This window comes from Sulfitobacter sp. TBRI5, assembly GCF_051013555.1.
Lineage (GTDB): Bacteria > Pseudomonadota > Alphaproteobacteria > Rhodobacterales > Rhodobacteraceae > JL08.
The window spans coordinates 2,059,203-2,075,313 of sequence record NZ_CP112884.1 but is presented as its reverse complement, the minus strand read 5'-3'; the positions used below and the strand labels follow the sequence as shown (position 1 = coordinate 2,075,313).

The 16,111-nt window shown below is 58.9% G+C and carries 13 protein-coding genes; 4 read left to right on the top strand and 9 right to left on the bottom strand.

The genetic code is table 11. The features are described 5' to 3' along the window. Positions 1-316 precede the first annotated feature (316 nt). The gene (locus OLX72_RS10395) at positions 317-1,063 is read right to left on the bottom strand and encodes a class I SAM-dependent methyltransferase (protein WP_114871273.1); all 747 of its coding nucleotides are present in this window, start codon (positions 1,061-1,063) and stop codon (positions 317-319) included. Positions 1,064-1,124: 61 nt separating this feature from the next. Between OLX72_RS10395 and gloB the strand changes: the two genes are divergently transcribed. Further along, complete coding sequence (gloB, locus tag OLX72_RS10390) at positions 1,125-1,895, top strand: hydroxyacylglutathione hydrolase (RefSeq protein ID WP_433990416.1); 771 nt, start codon at positions 1,125-1,127, stop codon at positions 1,893-1,895. A 174-nt stretch (positions 1,896-2,069) separates the two neighbouring features. Continuing rightward, complete coding sequence (clpA, locus tag OLX72_RS10385) at positions 2,070-4,391, top strand: ATP-dependent Clp protease ATP-binding subunit ClpA (RefSeq protein WP_114871275.1); 2,322 nt, start codon at positions 2,070-2,072, stop codon at positions 4,389-4,391. A 98-nt stretch (positions 4,392-4,489) separates the two neighbouring features. Here clpA and OLX72_RS10380 read toward each other — a convergent pair whose 3' ends face one another. Both OLX72_RS10380 and glyA read right to left on the bottom strand, forming a co-directional pair. After that, positions 4,490-6,007: an ABC-F family ATP-binding cassette domain-containing protein gene (locus OLX72_RS10380; protein ID WP_114871276.1), complete on the bottom strand. Its 1,518-nt coding sequence runs from the start codon at positions 6,005-6,007 to the stop codon at positions 4,490-4,492. 224 nt (positions 6,008-6,231) lie between these two features. After that, positions 6,232-7,548 (bottom strand): serine hydroxymethyltransferase, encoded by a 1,317-nt coding sequence (gene glyA, locus OLX72_RS10375; protein ID WP_114871277.1) that lies wholly within the window; start codon positions 7,546-7,548, stop codon positions 6,232-6,234. 97 nt (positions 7,549-7,645) lie between these two features. Here glyA and OLX72_RS10370 point away from each other — a divergent pair, with 97 nt between their 5' ends. Next, positions 7,646-8,533, top strand: coding sequence for a LysR family transcriptional regulator (locus tag OLX72_RS10370; RefSeq protein WP_433990415.1), 888 nt, complete (start codon positions 7,646-7,648; stop codon positions 8,531-8,533). Between the two features lie 3 nt (positions 8,534-8,536). Here the strand turns inward: OLX72_RS10370 and OLX72_RS10365 are convergent, their stop codons facing one another. The 3 genes from OLX72_RS10365 to OLX72_RS10355 form a co-directional block, all read right to left on the bottom strand. Continuing rightward, a complete protein-coding gene (locus OLX72_RS10365; protein ID WP_114871279.1) occupies positions 8,537-10,381 on the bottom strand; it encodes a peptidoglycan -binding protein in 1,845 nt (614 codons plus the stop codon). 3 nt (positions 10,382-10,384) lie between these two features. Further along, on the bottom strand, positions 10,385-11,575 hold the full coding sequence (locus tag OLX72_RS10360; RefSeq protein WP_114871280.1) for a biopolymer transporter ExbB: 1,191 nt from the start codon (positions 11,573-11,575) through the stop codon (positions 10,385-10,387). Between the two features lie 70 nt (positions 11,576-11,645). Beyond that, complete coding sequence (locus OLX72_RS10355) at positions 11,646-12,176, bottom strand: gamma-glutamylcyclotransferase (protein ID WP_114871281.1); 531 nt, start codon at positions 12,174-12,176, stop codon at positions 11,646-11,648. Positions 12,177-12,234: 58 nt separating this feature from the next. On the opposite strand from OLX72_RS10355, the gene OLX72_RS10350 reads away from it, so the two are divergent. Further along, complete coding sequence (locus OLX72_RS10350; RefSeq protein WP_433990414.1) at positions 12,235-13,242, top strand: DUF2125 domain-containing protein; 1,008 nt, start codon at positions 12,235-12,237, stop codon at positions 13,240-13,242. Here the strand turns inward: OLX72_RS10350 and OLX72_RS10345 are convergent. From OLX72_RS10345 to hisC, 3 genes are read right to left on the bottom strand one after another with little or no spacing between them, the layout of a single operon-like run. Further along, the gene (locus tag OLX72_RS10345; protein ID WP_114871283.1) at positions 13,239-14,030 is read right to left on the bottom strand and encodes an extensin-like domain-containing protein; all 792 of its coding nucleotides are present in this window, start codon (positions 14,028-14,030) and stop codon (positions 13,239-13,241) included. The two genes, OLX72_RS10350 and OLX72_RS10345, sit on opposite strands and share 4 nt — an antisense overlap. Next, positions 14,027-14,947 carry a prephenate/arogenate dehydrogenase family protein gene (locus tag OLX72_RS10340; protein ID WP_114871284.1) on the bottom strand — a complete coding sequence of 307 codons (921 nt, stop codon included), beginning with the start codon at positions 14,945-14,947 and terminating at the stop codon, positions 14,027-14,029. Before OLX72_RS10340 ends, OLX72_RS10345 begins: the two co-directional genes overlap by 4 nt. Next, positions 14,944-16,029, bottom strand: a complete 1,086-nt coding sequence (gene hisC / locus OLX72_RS10335) for a histidinol-phosphate transaminase (protein ID WP_114871285.1) — start codon at positions 16,027-16,029, stop codon at positions 14,944-14,946. The genes OLX72_RS10340 and hisC overlap by 4 nt, the downstream gene beginning before the upstream one ends. Between the last annotated feature and the right edge of the window lie 82 nt (positions 16,030-16,111).

The following is a 16,111-nucleotide window of genomic DNA, read 5'->3' as shown; positions in this document are numbered from 1 at the left end:
CTGGCCCCTTTCCGCGCGACTGTATGCGCGGCCCGAGGAGGTTAGCGCGCCCTGATACCCACCAAAGCGTCAAAATCAGCGTGGATGTAGCAGAGCCAACCTCACCCCGCAACATGGTATAGCGATAACATCAAAATGCTCTGCGCCCTATAAAAAAGGGCTTTAGCCCGCCTGCGACGGTTTGCGCAACAGATTTTGCAAGTTTTTTTGTTGCGATCCGCAAGGATTCGACGGTTTGGTGCGTATCAGCGGCATCCCCTGTCAGCAGGCGCGCCCGCTGGCCTGATACGATTCTTTGCCCTGTTTCGCACCAGTCTCAAACCGGTTTGGGGGCCCGTTCCTTCATCCCTTCCAGAACGCCCAGCGCGTTTCGCGCGGTATCCCGGATCACCGTACCGGTCGGCGGGTGCACCCTCTTTGTCGCCTCGACCATCAAGACACCACCGGCAATGGCAACAGGTGCCTTGCGCCCGACCCGTTCACAAAGATCAGCCGCCTTGCGCCAGAATCGCCGTGTTGACGGTGGCTGATAAAGGGCCGCACCATGTGTTTCGGGAAGAAAATGATGTTTCTTCAACTGCGTTTCCAGCTGGCTCAGCGTATATGGCCGCCCGAACCCGAACGGCGTCTTGTCACTGCGCGACCAAAGACCGGCGCGGTTCGGAACGATAAACAACGCCTTGCCCCCCGGCCCCAGCACGCGCCAACATTCCTCAAGAAGTTCGGATGGGTGTTCCGAAGTTTCCAGCCCGTGCATCAATACTAGCTTGTCAATGTGCCCGGTTTCGATCGGCCACAGTGTTTCCTCGGTCAGCACTGCAACATTGGGCATCCCTGCGGGCCACGCCATAACGCCTTGCGGTGCTGGCATCAGCGCCGTGACGCGACGCGCATCCGCCAGATACGGACGCAGCAACGGTGCGGCGAAACCGAACCCTGCAACTGTCTGCCCTTTGGCCTCGGGCCAGAACTCCAGCATCCGGTCGCGCACAGCCTTTTGGGCCGCGCGCCCCAAAGCGCTGCGATAGTAGAAATTCCGCAGGTCTTGCACATCAAGATGCATTGCAGCTTTCGTTTGGTTCCGTCACTCTGACCTCAATGTAGCAACGAAAAGGCGAAACACCATGCCTCTTGATATCATCACGATCCCCTGCTTGCAGGACAATTACGCGTTTCTGGCCCACGATCCGGTTTCAGGCGAAACCGCACTGGTCGATATTCCCGAAGCCGCGCCCATCCTGGCCGCATTGACGCAACGCAACTGGAAACTGACCCATGTCCTGATCACGCACCACCATGACGATCACGTGCAGGGGTTGGGCGCGGTGCTTGCCGCTTACCCCGATGCAAAAGTGATAGGCGCCGCGGCAGATTCCCATCGCCTGCCTGACCTGAATATCGAAGTCGCGGAAGGCGACACGGTGCGTATCGGCGCAGATACCGGATACGTGATTGATGTATCCGGCCACACCGTAGGGCACATCGCCTTTCACTTTCCTCAAAGCGCGGCGGTGTTCACCGCGGACAGCCTTATGGCACTGGGGTGCGGGCGTCTGTTTGAAGGCACCGGACCGCAGATGTGGGCCAGCCTGTCCAAGCTGGCGGCACTTCCTGCGGAAACCATAGTTTATTCAGGCCACGAATACACTGCCGCCAACGCCGCGTTCGCTTTGACCATTGAACCCGACAATCCCGCGCTTATATCTCGCAGTGAAGCAATCACCGCGGCCCGTGCCGCCCAAACTCCCACCGTGCCTTCGGCTTTGGCGTTGGAACTGGCTACAAACCCGTTCCTTCGGGCCGCTGTTCCATCCGTGCAGGCCCATCTGGGTATGCAAGGGGCAGATCCAGCAGCAGTTTTTACCGAAATTCGGGCACGAAAAGACCGATTTTGATGCGTCTTTGACGCACAGAAAAGACGCAATCACGTGTTTTGTTACCGCAAAACCAAAGAAAAAACTTGAAGCCGGGAACGGATCAACCAAACTCTAACAGTATGAGGTCATGGTTGGTTCGGGGCGATACCGCAAAACAGTCCTACCCGGCCCAGAATACAAGAGGAGCACAAAGTGCCTTCATTCTCGAATACACTAGAACAGGCAATCCATTCCGCTTTGGCGCTGGCCAACGCGCGGCGTCACGAATTCGCAACTCTGGAACACTTGCTTCTGGCGCTGCTGGACGAACCCGATGCCACGCGGGTGATGAAAGCGTGCAGCGTCGACATCGACGAACTGCGTACCACACTCAACGAATTCATCGACGATGATCTGTCAAACCTTGTGACCCAGATCGACGGGTCCGAAGCTGTGCCGACTGCCGCGTTCCAACGCGTGATCCAGCGCGCGGCGATCCACGTCCAGTCCTCGGGTCGTACCGAAGTAACGGGTGCGAATGTTCTGGTCGCGATATTCGCGGAACGTGAAAGCAATGCCGCGTACTTCCTGCAGGAACAGGACATGACGCGGTATGATGCGGTGAACTTCATCGCCCATGGCGTTGCCAAAGATCCCGCGTTCGGCGAAGCGCGGCCCGTTTCGGGCGCGCCGGAAACCGAAGAAGAGCCTCAGGGCGTGACGGAAGGCGAGCAAAAAGAAAGCGCGCTGGCGAAATACTGCGTTGATCTGAACGCCAAGTCCCGCGAAGGCGACATTGATCCGCTGATCGGTCGCGATGCCGAAGTCGAACGTTGCATTCAGGTGTTGTGCCGCCGCCGCAAGAACAACCCGCTTCTGGTGGGTGATCCGGGCGTGGGCAAAACCGCGATTGCCGAAGGTCTGGCGCGTAAAATCGTGTCCGGCGAAACGCCCGAGGTTCTGGCAAATACAACGATCTATTCGCTTGATATGGGCGCGCTTCTGGCCGGAACACGGTATCGCGGCGATTTCGAAGAACGGCTGAAAGCGGTTGTGTCCGAACTGGAAGGACACAAGGACGCGGTGCTTTTCATTGATGAAATCCACACGGTGATCGGCGCGGGCGCAACATCAGGTGGCGCGATGGATGCGTCCAACCTGCTGAAACCGGCCTTGCAGGGCGGCAAGCTGCGTACAATGGGCAGCACCACCTACAAGGAGTTCCGCCAGCATTTCGAAAAGGATCGCGCACTTAGCCGCCGGTTCCAGAAGATCGACGTGTCCGAACCAACGGTCGAGGATGCTGTGAAAATCCTGAAAGGATTGAAGCCCTATTTCGAAGAACATCACGGTGTCAAATACACCGCCGACGCCATCAAGACGAGTGTCGAACTGGCGGCACGCTATATCAACGACCGCAAACTGCCCGACAGCGCAATCGACGTGATCGACGAAGCCGGCGCAGCGCAGCACCTCGTGGTCGCGGCAAAGCGGCGCAAGACGATTGGCACAAAAGAGGTCGAGGCCGTTGTCGCCAAGATTGCCCGGATCCCGCCGAAAAACGTGTCGAAAGACGATGCCGCCGTGCTGAAAGATCTGGAAGGATCGTTGAAGCGCGTGGTTTTCGGACAGGACAAGGCGATCGAGGCATTGTCATCCGCGATCAAACTGGCCCGCGCGGGCCTGCGCGAACCGGAAAAACCCATTGGCAACTACCTGTTCGCAGGGCCGACGGGTGTAGGCAAAACCGAAGTGGCGAAACAACTGGCCGATGTGCTGGGCGTTGAACTGCTGCGCTTTGACATGTCCGAATACATGGAAAAACACGCCGTTTCGCGCCTGATCGGTGCGCCCCCCGGTTATGTCGGGTTTGATCAGGGCGGTATGTTGACCGACGGTGTCGATCAGCACCCGCACTGCGTATTGTTGCTGGACGAAATGGAAAAGGCCCACCCGGATGTCTATAACATCCTGTTGCAGGTGATGGATCACGGCAAACTGACCGATCACAACGGTCGCACGGTGGATTTCCGGAATGTCGTTCTGATCATGACGTCAAATGCGGGCGCGGCAGAACAGGCGAAAGAGGCCATCGGATTTGGCCGTGACCGTCGCACCGGCGAAGACACTGCCGCGATCGAACGCACGTTCACGCCGGAATTCCGTAACCGTCTGGACGCTGTGATCAGTTTCGCGCCGCTGCCCAAGGATGTCATCCTGCAAGTGGTCGAGAAATTCGTACTGCAACTCGAAGCGCAACTGATGGATCGCAATGTTCATATCGAACTGACCAAACCCGCTGCGGAATGGTTGGCCGACAAGGGTTATGATGACAAAATGGGGGCGCGTCCTCTGGGCCGTGTCATTCAGGAAAACATCAAGAAACCGCTGGCCGAAGAACTGCTGTTTGGCAAACTTGCCAAAGGCGGTCTGGTCAAGGTTGGCCTGAAAGACGGCAAATTGCATCTGACCATCGAAGGCCCGGAAAATCCGCGCCTGTCCGGTAACAAGCCGCCGCTTTTGACAGCGGAATAGAACTGTCGCGGCGTCGCTCGCGATAACCAAAGAAACAAACGCTGCCGAGGTTTGACCCCGGCAGCGTTTTTTTATTTATCAACGCGGCAGTACCCGCGCTATTCCCCGCCCATCTCCCGGGACAGAAACGCTTCGGGGTCATCGACTTCGATCAGCGTGTTGCGCTTGATCCACCAGAACCTGTTGCCCACGTTTCGCAGGAAACTGCGGTCATGGCTGACCAGCAGGCAGGATGCTCCGTGTGCAATCAGTTCGGCTTCCAGCGTCTCCTGCCCTTCAATGTCCAGATGGTTCGTTGGTTCGTCCAGCAAATAGAAATTCGGGTTCTTCAACCGTAACACCAGCATGGCCAGTCGTGCCTTCTGCCCGCCCGACAATGCCCCGATCCTGGTGTCCTGCATCGCAATGGACACGCCCGCACCGGCCAGCAAACCACGTGCCCGCTGGTCGCCCACATCAAACTGTCCGGCAACGGCTGTCATTGGCGTGTCGGCATCATCCAACTGGCTCAGATGCTGGTCGGAATAGGCGGACACAACCGATGGCGCGCATTTAATCACGTCGCTGTCACCTTTCAGCGCCTGCCAGATCAACCGGACAAGCTGTGTCTTGCCCGTCCCGTTGGCTCCCAGCACCACAACGCGATCACCCTGACTAAGCCACTTTCGTCCGGTGCGGTAGAGCAGCCGCCCGTCCGGTGTTTCAACCGCAACATCTTCGAAAGTGAACAGCGCCTTGGCGTGTGTGCCGCTGTTCACCAGCCTGATGTCGCCCGCACTGCGGTCCTGATGGGCCGGTTTGGCCGCCGCCTCCATCTTTTCCGCGCGCTCTGTCAGTTGTTTGGTTTTGGTCACCAACAGGTCAGAACCGGAATTGATGCCGATATTTTTCAGCTTTGCCGCCTGTTTGCGCAATTGCTGCGCCTTGTTCAGATCGTTGGCAAAACGGCGCGCATCTGCCGCGTCGGCCTCTTCCAGTGCGGTGCGCGCAGCCGTGAACGGCAGTTGAAAAACCCGCGACCGTTCCGCCCGCAGGAACAATGTGCGGTTGGTCGTGGCATCCAGAAAAGCGCGATCATGCGATGTGATGACAACGGGCATTTCGCGCGGCAGGGCCCGCAGCCAATCTTGCAACAAGGCGATGCGGTGCAAATCCAGATGGTTTGTCGGCTCGTCCAGCAACAGAACATCCGGCGCGGTGATCCACGCTGCGGCAAGCAGTGCGGTTCGCTGCCATCCACCACTCAGTTCACTTAGCAGCGTGTGGTGCAGTTCATAGGGCACTGTCAGTTCATCCAGCACCACATCGACCCGCCAGCTTTCATAATCGGCCTGTTCCGGCGGCAAGGCGGCCAGCACCAGTTCATGAAAGGTCAGCTTCAGGGCATCTTCGGGCACGTATTGTGCGACATGGGCAACGCGCAATCCGCGCGCACGGGTTATATCGCCGCTGGTGTTTTCAAGGGTTCCGGCCAGCACGGCCAGCAATGTTGATTTCCCCTGACCGTTCGCAGCCACCAGCCCGATCCGGTCGCCTTTTGAGATGGTCAGGTTCAGGTCTGCAAACAAGGGAAAGCCAAGGGTCACGCCCAAAGCATTTGTGTTGATAAGTGTCATGTTGATCTCTGGTCATAAAAAGAACGCCGCAAAGCGCGGTTTTAGGCGGACCAGTGGGGTATGTGTTCCCGGGCCAGCCCTGCAAACGGATTTACAGGGCTTGGCGGGGACCATGCTGAAGTCGGCGGATGATGCGCATGTTCAGCTGGTGCCCTCCCGTTGTTGTCTGTGACCTGAAGCCCAGATTAGAAAGCACAGCCGGTTTTGGCAACCGTGCCTTTGGTTCAGTTGACAAAGTGCAACCGGTCAAACCTTTGCCGAAACGCCGATGTGCGGGCGGCCAGGTGTTCCGGGGCGTTTGAACGCAGGGCTGTCGCGATCAGATCAGCCAGTTCATCAACATGCTGCACGCCTACCCCCCAGCGCACCAGTTCCGGTGTGCCGATACGCAGGCCGTTCATGTCGCCGGCAACCGGTGCAATCGGCAACCCGATCCCGCAGGCCAGAAACCCTGCCTTGCGCAAGGTTTTCGATGCTGCCTGCCCGCCACCAAAATCCGCCGCTGCAATGGCGAACTGGTGCGAACGGGTAAATCCGCGATCCTTGGCAAACACCGGCAATCCTGCACGGTCCAGCGCACCGGCGAACGCTCTGGAAACAGCGATCATTTCAGCCGCATAGGCAGGCCCGCGATCGCGCCAATCCAGCATTCCCACGGCCAGCGCGGCCGACTTCGCAGCATCGAAATTCGCAGTCATGCCCGGAAACGCAATGGCATCCAGCGCGCGCGCCAGTTCCGCGTCATTGCTCACGATCAGCCCGCCTGCCGGACCGCCCAGGCTTTTGTAGGTGCTCATCGTCATCAGATGCGCGCCCTCATGCAGCGGGTTCTTCCATGCCTTGCCCGCGATGATCCCGCATTGATGGGCCGCATCGAACAAAACCTTGGCACCGGTTTCGTCCGCGATGGCGCGCACTTCGGCAACAGGGTGTTCGAACAGGTTCAGGCTGCCGCCCACTGTGATCAGTTTGGGGCGTTCAGCCCGTGCAAGATCGCGCAGGGCGTCTACGTCCAGCGTGTAGCCATCGGCATTGATCGGGGCCTCCACACTGCGCAACCCGTATAGGCCGGCGCATCCTGCGCTGTGATGGGTGACGTGCCCGCCAATTGATGCGGGGGGAACGATGATCGTATCACCCGGTTTGCAGGTGGCCATAAACCCGCACAAATTTGCAATCGCACCCGACGGAACGCGTATTTCGGCAAATTTCGCGTCAAACACTTCGGCACAAAGCTCGGCGGCAATCACCTCGATCTCTTCTATCGCCTCAAGGCCCATTTCATATTTGTCACCAGGATATCCCAGCGACGGACGCGACCCGATACCCGAGGCCAACAATGCCTCGGCCTTGGGGTTCATCACGTTTGTGGCCGGGTTCAGGTTAAAGCAATCAACCTCGTGGATTTTCCGGTTTTCCGCAGCCAGTGCCGTGATCCGCGCGGCGACGTCACGCGACGGCGCTGGCCGGGTGCGCTGCGCTATGTCCTGAACGCGGGCTTCACATTCGGTGGGAACCCAATCTCGGGGGGCAAGTTTCATGGGATGTCTCCTAAGGTCTGACTCATTTTGAAATTACTATGCGCCGGACGCAAACCAGATTATGTATTTTTGTCATTAGAAAAACTAAGGCTAGATTATGTCAGTTTCCCCACCCCGCCCGAAAGGCCCACCGTTGAACGCATTACGCGCCTTTGAGGCGGCCGGTCGAATGGGCGGTTTTGCCCGCGCTGCAGAAGAATTGGGTGTCACACCCGGTGCTATTTCTCAGCACATCAGCACGCTGGAGGGGTGGACAGGGACACTTCTTTTTGAACGCCGTTCGCAAGGGGTTCGGCTGACCAAGACAGGCGCCGATCTTTTGCCGCAGTTTTCCGCGGCTTTTGACGAACTGGGCCACGCCGTAAGGGCCTTGCGCGCAACAACGCCACAACCCACCCTGCATCTGGCTCTGCTGCCCAGTATCGCTCAGTTGTGGTTGGCCCCGCGATTGCCCCGCCTGCGCGCGGCCTTGCCCGGGTTGAAATTGTCGGTGTCTGCCGTAGAAACGCCGCCCAACCTGGACCGCGAGTTGTTTGACCTTAGCCTGTTCATAAGAAAACCGTCGCACTGCGCGGGCGAAACAGTGATCTGTCCTGACGTCATTTTTCCGGTGTGCAGCCCCGAAATTGCAGCGCATCTGACCACACCAGACCAACTGTCTTCCCAAGTGCTGTTGCATGATGCGACTTGGTTTGGCGATTGGGCACTATGGGCTGACCATACCGGATGTTTCCTTTCCAATATCGCAAGTGGTCCGCAGTTTTCCCTTTACAGCCTAGCACTGGAGGAAGCACGCAACGGCGCCGGCGTTCTGATGGGCCATCGCTGTCTTGTGCAAGCTGCGCTGGACGCAGGCGATCTTGTTCAGCCCTTTAGGCAGATCGTCCCGACCGGCAAGGCGTTGGTTCTGGAAACGGCGCAAAGCGCGAAACTGTCAAGCGAGGCACAGGTGGCAATGCAAAAATTGGCAGAACCCTGCGCCTAGGTTCTATTTTTCGGTGAACTTCAATTCGATCCGGCGGTTCTGGGCATAAGCCTCTGGTGTGTCTGCGGTGTTGACGGGCTGGAATTCACCAAAACCGTTCGCAGACAGCCGATCCGGCGGAATACCCAAACTGCCTGTCATGTAGCGCACAACAGAAAGCGCGCGGGCCTGACTTAACTCCCAGTTGTCGGCAAATTCGCCAAAGCCCGACAACGGTTGGTTGTCCGTATGTCCGTCGACGCGGATCACCCAGTCGATTTCGGGCGGAATATCGTCGGCCACGCTTTGCAGGATCGTGGCGATCTTGGCGATCTCCTGCTGGCCTTCATCAGACAATGTGGCACTGGCGGGCGGAAACAGCACCTCGGACGAGAACACAAAACGGTCGCCTTCGATCCGCACGCCTTCCTGATTGCCCAGAACGTCCCGCAGACGGCCAAAAAACTCGGACCGGTATTTCTGCAAATCCTGTGTCTGGTCAACCAGCTGGTTGCGTTCTGCTTCCAGCCGCTTGCGATCTTCTTCAAGCCGGATCCGCTCGGCCTCTTCCAGCAGGCGGCGCTTGCGTTCTTCGGCGGCGACGCGGGCCAGCGCCGTGTTCAACTCTGCACCCAGCGATTCCAATTGCACATTGGCCGCCACATCGCGGGCGCGCGCCTCATCCAGCAGGGATTGCAATTCGCCCAGCTGGTTCCGCAGGGCCGCGACCTGCTGGTTCAGCAATTCGGTCTGGCGCTGGCTTTCTGCAGATGCGGCCTCTTCCTGTGCTAGCGTCTGGTTGGCCGCCGCCAGCAAGGCGGCGCGTCGTTCGGCCAGGCTTTGTTGGGTATCGGCCTCTTCTTCAGCGGCCAGTCGCGCCGCCATCATTTCGCTCAACTGGTCTTTCAGCGCCTGCACGTCAGCGGCGGTATCGGATTTTAATGTGTCTACTTCGCCCAGCGCCGCCAACAGACGCGCGTCCAGTTCTTCTTGTGCGGCGCGCGCGGCGGCCAACAAGGTCAGCGTATCTTCGGCCTCTTGCCGTTGCGCCTCAAGCGACAGGGTCATCGCGGTCAGTTCGGCATCCGCGTTTTCCAGACGCTTACGCAAGGCCTCGGCCGCCGCCGCTTCGGCCAGACGCGCGGCTTCTTCCTCGCTCAGGGCTTGTTGCGTTTCATCCAACTGCGTGCTGAGCGCATCTGCCTGCGCCGTTGCATCAGCGTTTTGCGCGCGCAGATCAGCCACCAGCGCCTCGAGCGCCTCGCGGCGGGCGGCGGCCAGACGCGCCGCCTCGCTTTGAGCATCAACCTCGGAACGGGACTGTGCCAAGGCCAAATTCAGCGCGTCCTGTTCCGACATCAGCCGGCCTTGCTCTGCCAGCAATTGTTCTTTCTCGGACAGAAGCCGATCCTGTTCGCTTTCCAGCGTGGCAATTGTGCCCAACGCATCTTCACGCTGGGATAACAGGGTCGCAACCTGCGCCTCAAAGCTGGTGATACGGGTCTGCGCATCTTCAAGCGCTGCGGCCTGACTGTCACGTTCGCTGGTCAGACTGGCGATCAGCGCCGCCTGTCTTTGCAATTCGCTTGTTCGGTTGTTCAGCGTTTCGGTCAGCGCGCCCATGCGCGCCTGAAGCTGTTGGCCACGCCGTTCTTCCAGACCCAATGCCTGCGCCAGCGCCGCAACTTCGGACGACAGGATATCCAGTTCGCTTTCCTGTCCCGAAATCGTTTCGCGCAGCACGAATTGCACCACCATGAAAATGGTCAGCACGAACATCATAACCAGCAACAGGCCTGTCATTGCATCAACAAAGCCGGGCCAGATCGAGCCCTGAAACCGCTGGCCTGTGCGCCGCGACAAGGCCATCGGTTATTTCTCCTGCGGGTCTGTGGGTTTGCGCATCCGCACCAGCGAACGCGATTGCGTGATCGCCCGGCTAAGCGATGCGATATCTGTGCGCAGTTCCGACATCGCTTCCTGACGGCCCGCAGAAATCTCTTCCAAAATACGCAACATCTGCACGTCGATCGACCGCAGGCGCATCCGGCTTTCCGCGTCCAGCCCTTCTCCGGGGCCGTGCGCGATCATCATTTCGATCAGACGCTCCTGCCCGTCCGCGACGCGTTCCAGCGCGGCTGTGGCACTGGCGCCTCCGTCCATCTGCGCGGTCAGTCCCTGCATCGCATCCGCCACAGACCCCAGCTTTTCATCCACCATCGACCGGCTGATATCGGACTGGGTGAACATCTGTTGCAGCGCTTCCATCTGTTCGTTCAGGTTTTCCAGAACACCCGCCATCACGCCGTGATCACCGCCGCCTTCGTCGCCGGATGAAAATCCGACACGGGTGATCGAAGACAGCCATTCTTCCAGTTCGCGGTAAAACCGGTTCTGGCCATGACCTGCGAACAGTTCCAGCAGCCCCACGATCAGCGATCCGGCCAGACCCAGCAAAGACGACGAAAACGCAACGCCCATGCCGCCCAACTGGTCCTCCAGACCTGTCATCAGGCGATTGAACACCTCGACCCCGGCCTCGCCTTCTTCGGGGGCAAGGCTGCGGATCGTATCGACCATCGCCGGAACCGTGGTTGCCAATCCGTAGAACGTGCCCAAAAGGCCAAGGAAAATCAGCAAATTGACGATATAGCGCGTGATCTCGCGGGCCTCATCGATCCGTGTTGCAACGGAATCAAGAATGGACCGGGTCGAAGATGCGCCCACCTGCATCCGCGCGCCGCGGGTGCGCAAAAGGGCCGCCAACGGTGCCAGCATCGGGGGCGCCTTGACGTTCTGGACCATCACATCGCTGGCAAAACTTTCGATCCAGCGCACCGATCCGATCAGTTGCAACACCTGCCAGAAACAAGACACAACCCCGATCAGGAACACCATCAGAATAAAGCCGTTCAGATAGGGGTTGGCCTGAAACACCGGCAAAACACGCGGCAATGCGACAAACGCGCCAAAGCCGGACAGGCCCAGCACGATCAGCATCAGCAGGATCTGACGAACGGGTTGTGAAAACTGGGGTCTTATATCACGGCCTGTCGGCGCCATCTGATGCGGTCCTGACACTTGTTCTGCTCTGCCCGAACCCTACAGATAAACGGCAGGCAGCGCCAAGGGTTTATGTGGCCAGCGCACGGACCCGCCGCGACAGCCATTCCAGATCGGGATCGTGCAGGCCAAGACCCAACAGATGGTCCCATGTATTGTACAGATATTCGGTATTGGGGCCACGCCCGCCCACAGCGCGCGCAATGATCTGGGCCTGCTCCTCAAGTGGCAGGTTACCGCAATACTGCACATGATCCGCGTCGATCACATAAGCCACCGCCGTCACCTGACGACCATCCTGCAACGTCACATCCAGCATCTTTTCAAGATAGGCTGACGAGATCAGTTCGCGTTCGCGCAAATATGTCAGCACGGCCTCGTCCTGCCCGTCCGGAACGGCCAGCGCAACGCCTTCGCATCTTGCATTTTGCACCTCGTCCAGCGCCAGAACCAGCCCGGGCTCTGCCTCGCTTCCGCGGTGGTGGATTGATCGCATACAAAATGAGCGCGCATAGTTATGCAGCGTCGCCATCTGTTGCTCTGCCACGTCAAAGCCGGGATTCCAAAGCAGTGATCCGTATCCGAATACCCAGAGTGTCATGTTGCTGGCCCTTCCCTGTCAGCGCCTATAAATAACAATCAGACGGCAGGGAAAAGGTGTGCAAGTGAAGTTGATCGTGAAAATTCTTGTTTTGGCGGCGGTGCTTTGGTCCGGGTACTGGGCTTTGACGGCCTATGGGATCCGCAGCGGACTGGCGGCATGGTTTGATGGCCAGCGCGCCAACGGATGGCAGGCAGAATACGCCAACGCCACGACAACCGGCTATCCGCTAAGGGTAACAACGGCGCTGGACCAGCCAGCACTGGCGGATCCGGGCACGGGCGTTGCGTGGCAGGCAGATGATCTGACACTCAGTGCACCAACCTGGTGGCCCGGGCATGTGACGATCACCTTTCCGCAGACGCCCCAACGCCTGTCCTATCTGGATCAGTCACTGGATCTGACAACGACAGAGACAACAGCCAGCTTGCGCCTGAAACCGGGCACTCAGCTTGAGGTTCAGGACCTGTCGCTTCTGGCAGGACAATGGGGGGTCGTGCAAGAAGGCGGCACCCTGTTCGGGGCATCCGATCTGGTCATTTCGGCGCAACAGACCGAGCGCCCTGAACAATACCGGATGAACATGTCTGCCACCGGCTTTCAGCCCGGCAGCATCCCGCGCGCCGCGATGCGGTTACCCGATTCCTGGCCTCTGGTCTTTGATACACTGGCATTGGACATGACGGTCACGTTTGATCGCGTCTGGGACAGGACAGCGCTGGAACAGTCACGCCCGCAACCGCGCGCAATCGCGCTCAAGCTGCTTGAGGGCCATTGGGGCGAATTGCGGTTGCTGGCCACAGGCGCAATTGACATTGATGCCGGCGGCATGCCGACCGGACAGGTCGCAATCAAGGCCGACAACTGGCGCGACATGCTTGCTCTTGCCAAACAGTCCGGCAGCGTGTCGCCAAAGATCATCGACGCTACAGAAGACGTGGTGGGATTGCTTGCAAAACTCAGCGGCAACAGCGAAACGCTGGATGTGGAACTGGGTTTGCGCGACGGCTACATCTTTTTGGGCCCGGTTCCGGTTGGCCCCGCCCCAAGATTTTTCCTGCGCTAGCGGCAAAAGGTTCCGCTGCGATACCGCGCGGTATCGAAATGGAAATGGTCCTGATGAAACCTGTCGGCTTGCGGGCCAAGAACCGTCCCAAAGGGACCGCACGCCGCCTTGTGCATCTTGCGCATTGCGCGGCTGGTGCTGTCATCACGCCACCCTTTCAGCACCGTGATTTCGGATCCGTCCTGCATCACAAACCCCGAGATGTCGATTGCCCGGCCTTTACCGTGCTCTGAAATGCGTGTGCCCCGCTGGCTGTTGCGTGTCCGGCACGCATAGTGCGCCGCCACCTTGATCTGGGCGACATTCCCACGTGACTTAAGCGCGGGTGTCAAACCTTTGTCGACCCATTTGCGCAGGGCTTGCGCCGTGGGGCAATCGATCAGCGCCGCCTGGCTTAGCACGATCCCCGAAACCGACCGGATGCGCACCGCATCCTTGATACCGCATCCCTTGGTTTCACTGGGCACAAAGCCGACAACTTCGCCCTGAAGCGCGGTTTCACCGCACATTGCCCCCTTTTTCAAGGCACGGCGCTTGCCCATGACCTTTTGTTCCAGTTCGGGCGAACGGGCAAACGGGCGCAATGAAATCGGAAGGTCTATCGTCGCCAATCCCACATTGCGCGTTGCAATGATCTGTTCCGAAACCGGCCGCAATTTGGGGCGCACCGGTACGGGGTCAGCACGCACCGGATCAAAACTGCCGCGCGCGACCGGACGCGGCGACACGTCCGGGGCAGCCTGTGCCAGACCGGCCCACAGCATAAGGATGAAGATCAGGCCCTTCATGATTTCTTTTTGGCGCGGCCGAAATCCGGTGCATCCGTATCCTGACCCGCTTCGACAATGCCGCGTCTGATGCTGCGCGTGCGGGTGAAATACGCATGCAAATGCTCACCATCGCCCATTCGGATTGCACGTTGAAGCGCGAACAGCTCTTCGGTGAAGCGGCCCAGAATTTCCAGCGTTGCGTCTTTGTTGTTCAGAAAAACATCGCGCCACATGGTCGGATCGCTGGCCGCAATGCGCGTAAAATCACGGAAACCCCCGGCAGAAAACTTGATCACTTCGCTATCTGTGACGCGTCGCAGATCATCGGCCACGCCGACCATCGTGTAGGCAATCAGGTGCGGTGCGTGCGACGTGACGGCCACAACCAGATCGTGATGATCCGCATCCATCGTTTCGACATAAGATCCCAGACCCAGCCACAAATCGGTCAGACGCTGAACCGCATCGGGATCAGACCCTTCGATGGGAACGATCAGGCACCACCGATTGTCAAAAAGTTCGGCAAATCCGGATTCCGGGCCGGAATGTTCCGTACCTGCCAACGGATGCGCGGGCACGAAATGCACCGCGTCCGGAATGTGCGGCTGAACCGCGTTGATGATCTCGCGCTTGACGGAGCCGACATCAGTAACCGTGGCCCCCGGCTTTAACGCCGGTGCAATTTCCTCGGCAGCTGCGCCCATGGCACCGGGCGGCACGCACAGAACCACCAGATCCGCATCCTTGACGGCGTCAACCGCGCTGTCGCACACCCTGTCACACAGGCCGATGCGGCGCGCGGTTTCTCTGGTTTCCTGCGATCTGGAATAACCGGTCACTTCCCGCGCCAGCCCGGCCCGTTTGATCCCCCAGAACATCGAAGACGCGATCAATCCCAACCCGATCAGTGCGATGCGGTCATAAATCACGCTCATCTTGCGCCCCCTTTGAACTGTCCCACAGCATGGGCAACACGCCGGCAGGCGCGTTCGTCTCCGACGGTAATCCGCAAACAATTGGGCAGCTTGTAACCGGCCACCTGACGCACAATCAGCCCCTGCGATTGCAGGTAGGCATCACAGGCCTGCGCTTCTTCCTGGGATGCAAAGCGTGCCAGAATGAAATTGGCGCAGGATGTATCAGACGGCACACCGTGTTCTGCCAGCGCTTCGGCCAGCCAGGCACGCCAACGGGTGTTTTCAGCGCGGCACTGATTGGCGAACGAAACATCACGGATCGCAGCTTCGGCCGCGGCCAGCGCGGCATTTGACAGGTTGAACGGTCCGCGCACGCGATTGAGAACGTCGATGATGCCAGCAGGGCCATACCCCCAACCGATACGCAATCCGCCCAAACCGTAAAGCTTAGAAAAGGTGCGCGTCATCACGATATTCTCGTGACGGTCCACCAATGCAGCGCCGCCGTCGTATCCGTCAACATATTCAGCGTAAGCCCCATCCAGCACCAGCAGCGTTTGCGCAGGCAGACCATTGGCCAATCGTTCGATTTCGGAAATTCCGATCATCGTTCCGGTGGGATTGTTCGGATTGGCAATAAACACCAGCTTCGTGCGATCTGTACAGGCCGCCAGAATTGCCTGCACATCTGTCACCCGATCCCGTTCCTTCACCTCAACCGGTGTGGCGCCGGCAGCCAGCGCGGAAATCCGGTACATCGCGAAACCGTGTTCCGTGTGAATAACCTCGTCCCCCGGGCCGGCATAAGCCTGACACAGGAACGCGATGATCTCGTCAGATCCCGCACCGCAGATTATGCGGTTCGCATCCAGGCCCAGAACCTCGGCGATGGCCGTGCGCAGGGCCAGATGATCACTAGACGGATACCGGTGCAGATCATAGGCGGCGCGACGGTAGGCATCCGTCGCAGCATCTGACGCCCCCAACGGGTTTTCATTCGATGACAGTTTGACGGCGTTCGACATGCCTTCGACATGCGCGGCCCCACCCTGATACAGGGCAATCTTCATTATTCCCGGTTGCGGGGTGATTTTTGTCATGCGGCAGCATCCTTGTTACGCGCCGTTCTTACAATGGAAATCCGGCAATGCCATCCCAAAACGGAAAAAGGCCGCGATGGTA

What these genes read in the sequence shown, in the direction of transcription:
- OLX72_RS10345 (WP_114871283.1), bottom strand. Translation starts at nt 14,030, where the DNA reads ATGAAGGGCCTGATCTTCATCCTTATGCTGTGGGCCGGTCTGGCACAG.
- OLX72_RS10365 (WP_114871279.1), bottom strand. Translation starts at nt 10,381, where the DNA reads ATGGCCTTGTCGCGGCGCACAGGCCAGCGGTTTCAGGGCTCGATCTGG.
- OLX72_RS10380 (WP_114871276.1), bottom strand. Translation starts at nt 6,007, where the DNA reads ATGACACTTATCAACACAAATGCTTTGGGCGTGACCCTTGGCTTTCCC.
- hisC (WP_114871285.1), bottom strand. Translation starts at nt 16,029, where the DNA reads ATGACAAAAATCACCCCGCAACCGGGAATAATGAAGATTGCCCTGTAT.
- OLX72_RS10340 (WP_114871284.1), bottom strand. Translation starts at nt 14,947, where the DNA reads ATGAGCGTGATTTATGACCGCATCGCACTGATCGGGTTGGGATTGATC.
- OLX72_RS10395 (WP_114871273.1), bottom strand. Translation starts at nt 1,063, where the DNA reads ATGCATCTTGATGTGCAAGACCTGCGGAATTTCTACTATCGCAGCGCT.
- glyA (WP_114871277.1), bottom strand. Translation starts at nt 7,548, where the DNA reads ATGAAACTTGCCCCCCGAGATTGGGTTCCCACCGAATGTGAAGCCCGC.
- OLX72_RS10355 (WP_114871281.1), bottom strand. Translation starts at nt 12,176, where the DNA reads ATGACACTCTGGGTATTCGGATACGGATCACTGCTTTGGAATCCCGGC.
- gloB (WP_433990416.1), top strand. Translation starts at nt 1,125, where the DNA reads ATGCCTCTTGATATCATCACGATCCCCTGCTTGCAGGACAATTACGCG.
- OLX72_RS10360 (WP_114871280.1), bottom strand. Translation starts at nt 11,575, where the DNA reads ATGGCGCCGACAGGCCGTGATATAAGACCCCAGTTTTCACAACCCGTT.
- OLX72_RS10370 (WP_433990415.1), top strand. Translation starts at nt 7,646, where the DNA reads ATGTCAGTTTCCCCACCCCGCCCGAAAGGCCCACCGTTGAACGCATTA.